The sequence below is a fragment of the Micromonospora sp. NPDC005291 genome, from assembly GCF_040607415.1.
Lineage (GTDB): Bacteria > Actinomycetota > Actinomycetes > Mycobacteriales > Micromonosporaceae > Micromonospora.
On sequence record NZ_JBEXGR010000005.1, the window covers coordinates 135,433 to 148,349 of the forward strand.

Sequence of the window (12,917 nt, forward strand, 5' to 3'; positions counted from 1 at the left end):
GGCTAACCCCGTGCCGGGCGGGCCGATCCGCGCCCCCCCGGGCACGATCCACTCCATTTACGCGACATGGGGGTATCACGAATCCGCGCTACCCCTACATCGGCGATACGGTGTCGATCATGGTCACGGCTGGACGTGCCGCATCGCCGCCAGCAGGAGTCGTTCGCGCGGTGGCGGGTAGATCCCGAGCGACGCCGACGAGAGGGGAACGCGATGTCGCAGCCGGACGAGAGCCGGGAGAAGACCCCAAAGACAGACGCGGTGCTCATGCACCCGGACAACGACCCACACAAGAACACCGCGGAGGTCGCACCGCGCAAGGATCACGCTGAGATCCAGGTGGAGCGCGACGGCGAGCTGGTGCCGCTGGACCAGGACGAGTGAGTCGACCGTCGTACGCCGACCGGCCGGGACGACCTCAGCGGGGCGGCAGGCCGCCAGCGAAATCGGCGATCCGCCGCGCCAGCGGGGCGCCCGCGCGGACCCAGGTGAAGTGGTCCAGCGCCGCGCCGGCCTGATCCACTGTGTACCGTTCCCGGACCACCGGGGCTGCCGTGAGTTTCGCGCAGAGGTGGTCCATGGTCTCGTGCGGGGTGTACTGGTCGTCGTCCACGCTGACGGCCAGCACCGGTGTCCGTACCGCGCGTACCGCCGCCTCCGTGTCCGTGCCATTCAGCTGGGGGAAACGGCCAGTGCGCGCGGTGTGCGCCCAGTCGCGGATCACGCCGCGCGCCTGCCGGCCGCCGAAGCCCCAGCCCGGCCAGACCCCGAGCAGCGCCGCGGTGGCGGCGATCCCCTGGGTGTACGGCAGCACTCCGAGGCCACGCCGGCCCGGGTAGCTTCGCCAGTAGGGGATCCCGACCGCGACCAGCGCCAGCCCGTCCACGGCGTCGGCGCCGTGCAGGGCAAGGTGCAGCAGCGTGGCCTGCCCGCCGAGTGAGTGCCCGAGCAGCAGCCGGGTGCGGCCGTCCAGTCGTGGCTTGAGCGCGGCCAGGACGGTGCCGACGTCGTCGGCCAGCTCGCTGTAGCCGTGTCGGTCGGCGCGACTCGGCGCGGGGGTGCTCGCCCCGGTGCCGCGCAGGTCGGCGACGACCACGGCCAGCCCGGCGGCGCGTAGCGCGGCGGCGAACGGCCGGTAGTAGCGGGCCCGTACCCCCATCGCCGGCCAGATCACGACCACCGGCGCGCCGGCTGGACCGGCCGGTTCCGGATAGATCTGCACGCCGAGCCGACCGCCGGCGATGTCGACGAACTCCTGCGCGTACTCCGGGTCCCCGTTCACGGGCCCAGCCTACGGCCCGAGGTTACCGACGGGTATCCGCAGGTGTCGTCGGACGCGACGGAGGGCTCCGCCAGGTGGCGGAGCCCTCCGAAGGACGACCAGGGTCAGGAGACGGAGATCGCCCCGTTGCTGGCCCGGACGCAGGTCACCGATCGTGCGCTGGTGGCGGCTGCGCCGGCCAGGCACTGACCGAGCACCTGGTGCCCGGTGGCGTTCGGGTGCCACGACTCCTGGCAGGTCTGGAAGTAGCTGACGCAGGTGTTGGCGATCCGCTGAATGTCGATCTTGTCCTTGCCGGAGAGGCTCGTGACGAAGGTGCCGGTCGCGCCGTCCTGCAAGCGGATCGGGGTGGCCAGCGAGCCCGTCGGGCTGGTCGTCGACTCGCAGAGCCGCGCGCCGTCGAAGGCCCGCTGCACGTTCAGGTAGACCAGGTCGTCGGCGGGGAACTCGGTGGCCAACGTGTCCCGGGTGGTCTTCACGATGGTGCCCAGACCCTGGGAGAAACGGTGCCCGGGGGCGAGGCTGGCCCGGTGGATCGGGCAACCGGCCGCGTACCGCTCGGCCCCGAGGTCGCGGAACTTGTCCCGGGTGTCATCCCGGCTGTCCTCGGTGTGGAACGCCGGGTTCAGGTCAAACGGCAGCGGGTTCGTGTAGTCCTGGAACACCACCCGGTGCTGCCCGTCCGCGTCCACCTGGTCGAGAGTGGTCAGCAACTGGCGTACCGCGGCGGTGGTCTCCGCGGTCGCGGCGCTGACCTGTGCGGGGGTGGCCAGGTCGGCGTCGGTGCACGGCTTCTGCTCCACCGGCCCGCCCAGGTACGCCCAGAACTCCCACCAGCCGGTCCAGGCGTCGGCGATGAACCGGTTGGCGCACTTCTCCGCGACGCTGCCGAAGGTGAACGAGCTGTTGTTGGACCCCAGGCCGATCAGCACCAGGTCGATGTCCTGGGTCTGCGCGACCGCGCGGAGCTGGGCGAGCTGCGCGGCCACCGTGCGACCGTTGGTCCGCGCCTGCGAGGCGTTGGCGATGTCGTGTGGCTGGCCGCCGGAGCAGGCCAGGTTGAACCGGTTCTGGATGCCCGGCAGGTTGGCCTTGTTCAGCGAGGCGTTCGCCGAACGGTGGCAGAAGTACGCGTTGTTGTTGGCCGCCGTCCAGCCGGGGAAGCCCTGGGCGACACCGTTGACGTCGACCACCGGGGTGTACGCCCCGGCGCCCTCCCCGCTGATGAAGCTGTCTCCGAGCGCCACCGCGGCGGTGGGCAGTGCGGCGGTCGCCGGTGCGGGCAGCGCGACGGCGGTCGACAACGCGGCCATGGCGATCGTGAGTCCCGCGGCGAGCGCGGTACGCCGGAATTTGAGCATGGGGCTCCCATCCATCGAAAGATGAAAGTTTCTCTGAGGGCGCGATCAGATCACCTTCGTGCGACGGGCGTCAATGGCCCGTAACAGAATCGTTCGATGAAAGACATGCCCCCGGACCTCCAGGCCCGGGTACTACTGCAACGCGTTCGACGTGGACGGTGTGTTCGCGCTCCGCCCAGAGCTGGACGACCTCTGGAGCCCGCTTGCTGCCACGCTGAACGACCTACCGGTCGGGCTATCGACGCCGCTTCAGCAACGCGGCACCAGCGGCGTTCAGACCGACACCCCAGATCAGCAGTACGCAGAGCCACTGCGCCCACCGCAGCAGGCTCATGTCTCCCGAGAGCAGGTTGCGCACGCTGCCGTACGGGGTCAGCCACGCCTGGGTGGGACGGAGAGCGTCCACGCCGCCCAGCAGCGCGTACAGGCCCAGGGGCAGGACGACGGTGGCCAGGAACGCGACGACCGGCGAGCGCAGCAGCAGCCCCAGCCCGACGCCCACCAGCCCGGCGACGAGCTGGACCAGCACGCTGCCCAGCGCGACGATCCCGGCGTGCCGCCACGGTTGGTCGGCGACCACCGGAGTGAGGGCGAGCGTCACGGCGCAGACCAGCACCCCGAAGACACCGATGACGGCGGCCGGCAAGCCCACCGCCACCAGGGTCGGGGTGACGCGGACGGCACCGGATGCGCGTCGCAGGTCACGCACCAGCAGGATGCCGAAGAGCGGTGTCATGACCGACATCAGGCTCTGGACGGTGTCCGAGAGCGTGGCGAACGTCCGGTCGGCGGGGGCGGCCGCCGCGGTCAGCGCCACGGCGACGAGCAGGCCCGCCAGCAGGGTGCCCGCGAGCAGCCACCGCCGGGCCCGCGTACCGAGGGCGCTCCAGGGGCGTACCCCGCTCGGGTCCTGGATCTCCCCGGCGTGACCTGCGGTGATCATCAGCGGGGTGGTGGACGGCGCCGAGGCCGCCAGGTCGTCTCGGTCTCGTCCATGTCGGCTCCCGCCCCGCGCCGGTGTCGGACCAGACGCGATCGCCGGTCAGAGTACCGACCGGCCGGCCCCTCCGTGGCCCCGCGAACGCCGCCGCCGAGCTGGTCCGGCCCGCCGGCGTACTGTTTTCTGGCTCACGTTCGAGGGCTGACGCGCGGCGGGTCGCGTAGGTCCTCCGGGAGTTGTCCGAGCCTCGGGCTAGGCTCGCTGCGGCGCGCCACGCCGGCTGATGTCGCCGGCGACCGGCTGCACACCGCCGAGACCGGGGAGTACGACCAGTTGACCGCAGAGCCTGACACCCTGTACGGGGCCGATGACCTCACGCACCTTGAGGGGCTGGACGCTGTCCGCAAGCGGCCCGGCATGTACATCGGTTCCACTGACAGCCGTGGCGTGGGTCACCTCGTCAACGAGATCCTCGACAACTCCACCGACGAGGGTGTCGCCGGTCATGCCGGCAGCGTCGAGGTGACGCTGCACGCCGACGGCTCGGTGCGCGTCGATGACGACGGCCGGGGCATCCCCACCGACGTGCACGCCAAATCCGGCATCTCCGGCGTCGAGCTGGTACTCACCCGGCTGCACGCCGGCGGCAAGTTCGGCGGCTCCGGCTACAAGACCTCGGGCGGCCTGCACGGCGTCGGCGCCTCGGCGGTCAACGCGCTGTCCCACCGGTTCGACGTGACCGTCCGCCGGGCCGGCAAGATCCACGCGATGTCCTTCCGGCACGGCGTCCCGGGCATCTTCGACGGCGACGGGCCGGACGCGCCCTTCACCGCCGGCCCCGGGCTCCAGGTCGTCGGCGCGATGAAGCGCGGCCAACGCACCGGCACCTCGATCCGTTGGTGGCACGACGCTCGATACTTCGAGACCGGCGCCGCGCTCGACGTCGAAGCGGTCCGCACGAAGCTGCGCAACACCGCCTTCCTGGTCCCCGGCGTGACCTACCTGCTGCGCGACCTGACCGGCGAGGCACCCACCGAGGAGCGGTTCCACTACCCCAACGGGCTCAGCGACATGGTGGAGTTCCTCGCCCCGGCCGGCGACCGGCCGGTCTCCGGCACCCTGCTGGTCAACGGCGAGGGGACCTACCGGGAGAACGCCGCCGACGCCAACGGTGTCATGCAGTCCAACGTGCAACGGCGCGCCGAGGTCGAGGTGGCGTTCCGGTGGGGCACCGGCTACGAGCGCACCGTCGAGTGCTTCACCAACACCATCCGCAACGCGCATGGCGGCACCCACCGCAAGGGCTTCGAGCGGGCCCTCGTCCGCACCCTCGCCGACGCGATCCGCAACACCCGCGGCCTGCTCAAGGCCAAGGAGGAGCCGCCCACCCTGGACGACGTCCTGGAGGGTATGACCGCGGTGGTGCACGTGCGGATCCCCGAGCCGCAGTTCACCTCGCAGACCAAGGACGAGCTCTCCACCACCGGCATCACCAAGGTCATCCAGACCCTGGTCGACGCGCACATCAAGGCCTGGCTGGAGGACAAGCGCAGCAAGGCCGAGGCGCGCACCGTCCTGCAGAAGATCGTCGACGCGGCCCGGGTGCGACTCACCCAGAAGCAGCAGAAGGACGCCGCCCGGCGTAAGACCGCCCTGGAGGGCGCGTCCATGCCGCCGAAGCTGGTCGACTGCCGGGCCACCGGCATCGACCGCAGTGAGCTGTTCATCGTCGAAGGGGACAGCGCCCTCGGAACGAGCCGCATGGCCCGTTCCTCGGAATACCAGGCGTTGCTGCCGATCCGGGGCAAGATCCTCAACGTGCAGAAGGCCAACCTCCAGCAGGTTCTGGACAATGTCGAGTGCGCGGCGATCGTCCAGGTCCTCGGGGCTGGCTCGGGGCGTACGTTCGATCTCTCCTCGCTGCGCTACGGCCGGGTGCTGATCATGGCCGACGCCGACGTGGACGGCGCGCACATCCGTACGCTGCTGATCACCCTCTTCGCGCGGTACATGCGCCCGTTGATCGAGGCCGGTCGGCTCTACGCCGCGATGCCGCCCCTGCACAAGATCACCACCAAGGGGCGTAGCCCACAGACGGTCTACACCTACACCCAGGCGGAGATGGAGGCGACGGTCCGCAAGCTGGAGAAGTCCGGCAAGCAGATCGTCACGCCCATCCCACGCTTCAAGGGCCTCGGTGAGATGGACGCCGACGAGTTGTGGGACACCACGATGAACCCTGCCACCCGAGCCGTCCGCCGGATCACCCTCGACGACGTCGACGCCGCCGAGCGGATCCTCGAACTGCTGATGGGGGAGAAGGTCGAACCGCGCCGCAACTGGCTCATCGACTCCGCCGACCGGGTCGACCGGGATGCGATCGACGCATGAGCACCGGTCTCGTTCAAGGGGATAGCTGAGTCATGGCACGCCGTAAGGAAAACAAGGTCGATCTCTCCTCGTTCGACCAGGCCGGCGCGCGGGTCTTCGACAACCCGCTGGTCACCGAGGTCTCCGACTCCTACCTGGAGTACGCGTTCTCGGTCATCCACTCCCGTGCCCTGCCCGACGCCCGTGACGGTCTCAAGCCCGTACACCGGCGCATCCTCTGGTCAATGTACGAGCAGGGCTACCGGCCGGATCGCGGGCACGTGAAGTCTGCCCGAATTGTCGGCGATACAATGGGAAAGTACCATCCGCACGGTGATACGGCGATCTATGACGCTATGGTCCGCCTCGCGCAGGACTTCTCGCTCAACGTGCCACTCATCGACGGGCATGGAAATTTCGGATCCCCAGATGACGGACCGGCAGCATCGAGATATACCGAAGCGCGGATGTCCCGCGAGGCGATGCTGCTCGTCGGTGAGCTGGGCGAGGACACCGTCGACGTCGAGCCCAACTACGACGGGTCGCTGACCCAGCCGACCGTGCTGCCGGCCGCCTTCCCCAACCTGCTGGTCAACGGCGCGTCCGGGATCGCGGTCGGGATGGCCACCAACATGATCCCGCACAACCTGGCCGAGGTCGTTCAGGCAGCCCGCTGGCTGATCAACCACCCGGACGCCACTCTGGACAAACTCATGGAGTTCGTCCCCGGCCCCGACCTGCCCACCGGTGGGGTGCTGCTCGGCCTGGACGAGGTGCGCCGGGCGTACGAGACCGGGCGCGGCGTGGTGCGGATGCGCGGCAAGGTGGAGATCGGCCCGATCGAGGGCAGCCGGGGTCGCCAGGCGATCACGGTGGTCGAGCTGCCCTACGGTGTCGGCGCGGAGAAGGTCATCGCGGCGATCACCAACGAGGTCACCAAGACCAAGCGGCTGACCGGCATCGCCGACGTCAAGGACCTCACCGACCGGGAGAGCGGCACCCGACTCGTCGTCGAGTGCAAGGTCGGGGTCAACCCGCAGGCGCTGCTCGCCGACCTCTACCGGCTCACCCCGCTGGAGCAGTCGTTCGGCGTCAACAACCTGGTCCTGGTCGACGGGCAGCCGCGCACCCTCGGGCTGAAGGCGCTGCTGGAGGTCTTCCTGGCCCACCGGTACGAGGTGGTCACCCGACGTACCTCGTACCGTCGTCGCAAGCGCCAGGAACGGCTGCACCTCGTCGACGGTCTGCTGATCGCTCTGCTGGACATCGACGAGGTGGTCCGGCTGATCCGGGGCAGCGACGACGCGCAGGCCGCGAAGGACGGGCTGATGAGCCGGTTCGGCCTCTCCGACATCCAGGCCACCTACATTCTGGACACTCCGCTGCGCCGGTTGACCAAGTTCGACCGGATCGAGCTGGAGGCAGAGCAGGAGCGGCTGCGTGCCGAGATCGCCGAGCTGAGCACGATCCTCGACGACGAGCGGGTGCTCAAGAAGCTGGTCTCCGACGAGCTGGCGGCCGTGGTCAAGCAGTTCAGCACCGAGCGGCGTACGACGCTGGTCGACGGTGATCTCAAGGAGGTGCTGGCCGCGTCCATACCGGCCGGTCCGCTGGAGGTCGCCGACGACCCGTGCCAGGTGATTCTCTCCGCGACCGGGTTGGTCGCGCGCACCGCGGCCGAGTCGGAGGAGAGCGCCGAGGGGCGCCGGCGCAACGGTCGGGTCAAGCACGACACGGTACGCGCGATCGCGCACTCCACCGCCCGTGGTCGGGTGCTGCTGCTGACCAGTGCCGGTCGGGCCTTCAAGGTCGACGTTCTGCCGCTGCCGGTGCTGCCCGAGCAGGCCGGCACGGTGTCGCTGCGGGGCGGTATGTCCGCGGCCGAGCTGGTGCCGTTGGCGGCGGGGGAGACCGTCGTTGGTCTGGCTCCGCTGGGCGGGCAGGCGGAGGGCTCACCGGGGCTGGCGCTGGGCACCCGGCAGGGCATGGTGAAGATCTGTGCGCCGGAGTGGCCGGTGCGCTCCGACGAGTTCGAGGTGATCGGTCTGCGCGACGGTGACGAGGTGGTCGGGGCGACCTGGCTGGCCGACGGCGCCGAGACGCTGACCTTCGTCACCTCCGAGGCGTCGCTGTTGCGCTTCCCCGCGGCGCTGGTCCGTCCGCAGGGTCTCAAGGGCGGCGGCATGGCCGGGATCAACCTGCCCGCTGGAGCGCGGGTGGCGTTCTTCGGCGCGGTACGCACCGACGACCCGGGGCATGGCGAGCCGATGGTGGTCACCTCCACCGGGGCGACGGTCAAGGTGACGCCGTTCAAGGCGTACCCGGTGAAGGGCCGGGCGACCGGCGGCGTGCGCGCGCACCGCTTCCTCAAGGGTGAGACGGACGTGGCGGTCGCCTGGGTGGGTCCGCGCCCCGTCGGCGCGACCGGCACCGGCGACCCGGTAGAGCTGCCCACGGCGGACCCCCGCCGCGACGGCTCCGGCTTCGCCGTGATGCTCGGCCCAACGGTGGTAGGCCACCTGATCGAACGCGACTAACCGCCCCCACCGGGGACCGGTCCCGCCCGGCCGCCCTGGTTGATCATGAAGTTATTGCCGTGACACGCCGGTGTTTCCGGCAATAACTTCATGATCAAAAAGGGTGCTGGCGGGGGTGGGGATCAGGCGACGTTTATGGGGCGGAACTGGACGCTTACTCGGGGGCCTACCGGGCGGGTGGTTTTCGGGATGGCGTGTTCCCAGGTGCGTTGGCACGAGCCGCCCATCACGATCAGGTCGCCGTGGCCCACCGGGAAGCGCAGGCTGCCGCCGCCGCCACGTGGGCGCAGCAGCAGCGGTCGGGGTGCTCCGAAGGAGACGATCGCGACGATGGTGTCGGTGTGTGCTGACCGGCCGATGGTGTCGCCGTGCCAGGCGACGCTGTCCCGACCGGTTCGGTAGAGGCACATGCCCGCGGTGACGAAGGGCTCGCCCAGCTCGGGCGCGTAGTGCCGGGTCAGCTCCGCCCGTGCCGCGGTGAGGACGGGGTGGGGAAGTTGCCTCTCGCTGTCGTACCAACAGAGCAGGCGGGGCACGTCGACCTCGGTGTCGTACATGGTGCGCCGCTCGGCACGCCAGGGCACCTCGGTGAGCAGGGTGTCGAGGACGGCGTCGGAGCCGCGCACCCAGCCGGGGAGGTGGTCGACCCAGGCGCCCCGGCTGAGCTGGTGTCGCCGGATCTGGCCGGGCAGTGGCCCCAGGGTCGGCCCGGCGTCGGCCAGGTCGAGCATCGACGGCTGGTAGGCGGCCTGCGTCATGCGGCCACCCTAGCAGCCGTTTCGTACACCCGTGCTATGTCTGTGCCACGCGCATCCCTCAAGATCGTGCTCGATCCTGGATGTAGTGGCATCCCGCGCGATCGAGGGGACTATTTCCAGGATCGAGCGTGACCATGGCGGGCGCGGCGTCGCTCGCGTGCGACAGCGTCAGTCGCGTACGTCGGCGGGGCGTACGGCGTCGAACACCGCGTCCACGACCCGTGCCCTTCCCTGCCCGTCGACGGTGGACCAGGCTTGCGCGGCCAGCGTCGCGCCGCGAGCCGAGCAGCCCGTGCAGGGTGCGCGCCGCCGTCGCGCGGGCGGCTCGTCCGGCGACCCACCGGCGGTCAGCTCCGGCAGCCGCGTTGGCGGGGTGGAACGCGTCCGGTTCACCCGGGAGTGCCCCGGGTAGGGTGCCCCGGGTGCGGCCCCTGCTGGGCCGTCGCGGGCGTCGCCGTCGCGCCGTCCGACGTCGTACCGAGGAGGACACGCACGTGCTGGTGACGTTGCCGAGCGTCGGGATCCCAGCATGACGAGCGCCGCCGCGGCGACGGCTGCCCGGCCCACCCCCGCGTCGGCCCGGCTGCCCTCGCTGACCGGGCTGCGCTGGATCGCCGCGTTGCTGGTCTTCGGATTCCACGCGGGCACCATGCGGATCATCGCCGAGCCGGACTACAAGGCCGTGGTCGACGCGTTGTTCACCCTCGGCCTGTCCGGGGTGCAGTTCTTCTTCATCCTGAGCGGTTTCGTGCTGGTCTGGTCGGCCCGCGTAGGCGACTCCCGGCGCACCTTCTGGCGGCGACGGGTCGCCAAGATCTATCCGAATCACCTGGTGCTGTGGGGGGCGGCGCTGCTGGTCGCCTGGTGGTTCGCCGACCCGGTCCTGCCGGCGGTCGCGCTGGAGAACCTGCTGTTGTTGCAGGCCTGGGATCCCCGACCGGGCTGGTTCTACAGCATCAACACCGTGAGCTGGTCGCTCTCCTGCGAGTTCTTCTTCTACCTCTGCCTGCCGTTGGCGCTGCCGCTGCTGCGCCGGGCCCGGCCGAAGCTGCTCTGGGTGCTGATCGTCGCGCTACCTCTGCTGATCCTCGCGCTCTGGCCGGCCCAGCACCTGGTGCCGGAGGCGAGCCGCTGGTGGTTCACGCAGATCTTCCCGCCCGTACGGTCGCTGGAGTTCTGGATGGGCGCGGTGGCGGCCGAGCTGATGCGCCGTGGCCTCTGGCGCGGCCCGGGGCTGACCGCAGCCAGCGTGATCTTCCTGGCCACCTGGGTGGCAGCGGCAGAATGGATTCGCGCCGAGCTGTGGACCACGCTGCTCGCGGTGGCGTACCTGCTGGTGATCACTGCCGCCGCGGACGCGGACGTCCGAGGTAAGCGTTCCCCGTGGCGGTCCCGACCGGTGGTCTGGCTCGGCGAGGTCTCCTTCGCCTTCTACCTGGTGCACGTGCTGGTGATGACGAGCGTGCTGCGCTGGAGCGGTGACTGGGGGACCGGCTTCCAGGGCTGGCGTGGCCCCGTCGCGGTGCTCGGCTTCCTGCTGGTGAACCTGGTCCTCGCCGGGCTGCTGCACCGCTTCGTCGAGACCCCGATGATGCGCCGGCTCGCTCCACGCCGCCCGGCCCGCCAGGTGTCCGTCCCTCAGCAACGCACCGCCAGCATCGAAGTCAGCGGCCACGAAGACCGCACCGCCGATGGCGTCGGGACCCAGGCCCAGGCCGGCGAAGCCGCCGGCGGCGACGTCGAGCAGGCCAGCGGCCGATCGACGTACGTCGACTCGCGCTGAGGCGTCCGCACTGGTCAGCGCGGTCGGCGCGGCGTACGCCGACACGCCCGTGGTCGATGCGCCCGGGTCGGCGTGACGGTAGCGTGGGGGCGTGCTTCCGGTCGCGTTCACCTGTCCCCTGTGGTGGGTGGCGCGCTGGGCGACACGGGTGCTGACCAGCCTCGCCGTCGTCGCGGCCCTGGCGCTTGGCGCAGGCCCGGCCTCGGCCGCCACGCCAACCCTGAGCGCCGGGCCGAGTTCCGTGCCGACCCTGAGCGCCGTGCCAACGGCTGCGCAATCGGCCCAGGTGGCCCCTGAGGGAGCCGTCGAGACCTCCTTGCCGGCCTGGTCGGTCGACTCGCAACCGGCGCTGCCCGCCGGCCGGGGCACCGTCGCGGCGGCCGGCGTGCTGTCGGTGTGCGGGGCCGGGTCCGACCGGCTGCCCCTCGTCGACGGTCCGAGCGGCCGGGCGCCCCGGGCCCCACCAGGGCGCTGAGCCACCGGGACGAGCGTCCCGTCGCCGCGCCCTGTCGATCCACCCGCTCCGCACCCCGCCGATTCGTGGCCCACCGTGGCCCGGTGGCCGGTGGGGCTCCCACCGCATTGCTCTCTCCCCGAGGTGCCGACCATGGAGACCGTCGTCTTCTACCAGTTCGTGACCGAGGTGCCGCAGGCCGCCGCCATCTGGTCGGCCCTGTTCCTGCTGGCACTGGGCGTACTCATCGTGCTGGCCGCCCGCCCCGAGCGGGACCGGCCAACGGACGACCCGCTCCCGACCGCGCCCACCGCCCGGGAGTTGGCCGCGGCCGAGGCCGTCGACCTGCGCCGGTACGCCGAGGAGGTGGCCGTCGCCGCGGCCGGCGCGACCAGGACCGCACGGCGGCGCCGCGTGGCCTGGCTGACCGCTCAGGAGCAGATGGAGCGGGCCTGGGGCGGGTACGACGAGGCGGACACCGCCGCCCGTCGCTTCGCGGGTGCCGGGGCGCTGCCCACCCCGCATACCCCCCGCACCCCCGCCGAGTACGCCTCCCGGGAGCGCTACCTGCATCGCGCGGCGGCGGCGGCGCACTGGCGGGGCGACCTGACCATGGCGCAGTTCGGCGACGTGTTCGGGCATCGGCACGGGTGGGATCCCCGGCGGCACCCGGTCGAGCAGGAGGTGCTGCTGAGCCGGGCGATCCGGGACGCGAGGCTGGCCGACTACCAGGCCGCCGCCACCCGGGAGCGGGCCGCCTGGCGGGACGCGGAACTGGCCGCCGAGTCGGCCCGCACTCTCGCCGAGGAGGCGTACGCGGCAGCGGCCCGGCTGCGGCCGAACCCGGTACCCGCCCGCCGGGCGGCTACCCGGGCGTTCCGTCCCGCACTCGTGGCACGCTGGCGCCCGGCTCGCGCGGGTTGAGCCCGATCCGTTATGTGAGCCCGGTCATGTCAATGGCGAATCGGGCGTCGGGCACGATTGGCTCGATTTTTCCCATGATTGTGGCCGCATAATCGGCGGCCTGTCCGGTTGTCGCCCGCAGGCGTCGCCGTAACCGGTTGTCCCATCGAGTCACATCATCGGCAATACGCGCAGAAATTGTCGCGCCGATTGGAGTTTACGCAGGTGAACCCGGCTTGGCAGGGGAAGGGCCGGCCAGTACTGTCGTCCTGTCCGGTGCGGTAACCGTTCGCAAGAGGCGACGCCGCGCCGACCCGCTCAATCGTGATCTACGAACCGGGGACCCATCAGTAAGTCCGGGGTGAATCCGCGAGCCACGGCCCGCGGTAGGGCGATCTTCCCGCCCGAATCCGTCAGCTAACCCGGTAGGCGGTGTCGGAAGGAGTTCTATCCTCGTGCAGCACCTTTCCATCCCTCGGTTGTTCCCTCGCCTCCACGGCGCAGCGGTGCCCCCGCTCATTCGTCCAGT

At 70.9% G+C, this 12,917-nt stretch carries 11 protein-coding genes and 1 riboswitch; of the genes, 6 read left to right on the plus strand and 5 right to left on the minus strand.

Going from position 1 to position 12,917, the window contains the following annotated elements; translation table 11 throughout:
* Positions 1 to 213 precede the first annotated feature (213 nt).
* Positions 214 to 384 (plus strand): hypothetical protein, encoded by a 171-nt coding sequence (locus tag ABZT18_RS09345; protein WP_184183828.1) that lies wholly within the window; start codon positions 214 to 216, stop codon positions 382 to 384.
* A gap of 34 nt (positions 385 to 418) precedes the next feature.
* Here the strand turns inward: ABZT18_RS09345 and ABZT18_RS09350 are convergent, their stop codons facing one another.
* From ABZT18_RS09350 to ABZT18_RS09360, 3 genes are all read right to left on the minus strand, one after another.
* Complete coding sequence (locus ABZT18_RS09350) at positions 419 to 1,282, minus strand: alpha/beta fold hydrolase (protein ID WP_354993965.1); 864 nt, start codon at positions 1,280 to 1,282, stop codon at positions 419 to 421.
* Between the two features lie 104 nt (positions 1,283 to 1,386).
* The gene (locus tag ABZT18_RS09355; protein ID WP_354993964.1) at positions 1,387 to 2,643 is read right to left on the minus strand and encodes a hypothetical protein; all 1,257 of its coding nucleotides are present in this window, start codon (positions 2,641 to 2,643) and stop codon (positions 1,387 to 1,389) included.
* A 235-nt stretch (positions 2,644 to 2,878) separates the two neighbouring features.
* Entirely contained in the window at positions 2,879 to 3,586 is a 708-nt protein-coding gene (locus ABZT18_RS09360; protein ID WP_354993963.1) for a hypothetical protein, read from the minus strand.
* 330 nt (positions 3,587 to 3,916) lie between these two features.
* On the opposite strand from ABZT18_RS09360, the gene ABZT18_RS09365 reads away from it, so the two are divergent.
* Complete coding sequence (locus tag ABZT18_RS09365) at positions 3,917 to 5,974, plus strand: DNA topoisomerase IV subunit B (RefSeq protein WP_354993962.1); 2,058 nt, start codon at positions 3,917 to 3,919, stop codon at positions 5,972 to 5,974.
* Positions 5,975 to 6,006: 32 nt separating this feature from the next.
* A complete protein-coding gene (locus ABZT18_RS09370; RefSeq protein ID WP_354993961.1) occupies positions 6,007 to 8,490 on the plus strand; it encodes a DNA topoisomerase IV subunit A in 2,484 nt (827 codons plus the stop codon).
* A 122-nt stretch (positions 8,491 to 8,612) separates the two neighbouring features.
* On the opposite strand, the gene ABZT18_RS09375 is transcribed toward ABZT18_RS09370, so the two are convergent.
* A complete protein-coding gene (locus ABZT18_RS09375; protein ID WP_354993960.1) occupies positions 8,613 to 9,248 on the minus strand; it encodes an alpha-ketoglutarate-dependent dioxygenase AlkB in 636 nt (211 codons plus the stop codon).
* A gap of 168 nt (positions 9,249 to 9,416) precedes the next feature.
* Positions 9,417 to 9,641, minus strand: coding sequence for a hypothetical protein (locus tag ABZT18_RS09380; RefSeq protein ID WP_354993959.1), 225 nt, complete (start codon positions 9,639 to 9,641; stop codon positions 9,417 to 9,419).
* Between the two features lie 136 nt (positions 9,642 to 9,777).
* Between ABZT18_RS09380 and ABZT18_RS09385 the strand changes: the two genes are divergently transcribed.
* The 3 genes from ABZT18_RS09385 (at position 9,778) to ABZT18_RS09395 (ending at position 12,409) form a co-directional block, all read left to right on the plus strand.
* Entirely contained in the window at positions 9,778 to 11,031 is a 1,254-nt protein-coding gene (locus ABZT18_RS09385) for an acyltransferase (RefSeq protein ID WP_354993958.1), read from the plus strand.
* Positions 11,032 to 11,122: 91 nt separating this feature from the next.
* A complete protein-coding gene (locus tag ABZT18_RS09390; protein WP_354993957.1) occupies positions 11,123 to 11,506 on the plus strand; it encodes a hypothetical protein in 384 nt (127 codons plus the stop codon).
* Positions 11,507 to 11,638: 132 nt separating this feature from the next.
* Entirely contained in the window at positions 11,639 to 12,409 is a 771-nt protein-coding gene (locus tag ABZT18_RS09395; protein WP_354993956.1) for a hypothetical protein, read from the plus strand.
* Between the two features lie 284 nt (positions 12,410 to 12,693).
* A riboswitch (cyclic di-AMP (ydaO/yuaA leader) is annotated at positions 12,694 to 12,835 on the plus strand.
* Positions 12,836 to 12,917: the final 82 nt, after the last annotated feature.

Coding starts and splice junctions, on each gene's coding strand:
- ABZT18_RS09345 (WP_184183828.1), top strand. CDS start 214: ATGTCGCAGCCGGACGAGAGCCGGGAGAAGACCCCAAAGACAGACGCG.
- ABZT18_RS09355 (WP_354993964.1), bottom strand. CDS start 2,643: ATGCTCAAATTCCGGCGTACCGCGCTCGCCGCGGGACTCACGATCGCC.
- ABZT18_RS09360 (WP_354993963.1), bottom strand. CDS start 3,586: ATGATCACCGCAGGTCACGCCGGGGAGATCCAGGACCCGAGCGGGGTA.
- ABZT18_RS09370 (WP_354993961.1), top strand. CDS start 6,007: ATGGCACGCCGTAAGGAAAACAAGGTCGATCTCTCCTCGTTCGACCAG.
- ABZT18_RS09375 (WP_354993960.1), bottom strand. CDS start 9,248: ATGACGCAGGCCGCCTACCAGCCGTCGATGCTCGACCTGGCCGACGCC.
- ABZT18_RS09385 (WP_354993958.1), top strand. CDS start 9,778: ATGACGAGCGCCGCCGCGGCGACGGCTGCCCGGCCCACCCCCGCGTCG.
- ABZT18_RS09395 (WP_354993956.1), top strand. CDS start 11,639: ATGGAGACCGTCGTCTTCTACCAGTTCGTGACCGAGGTGCCGCAGGCC.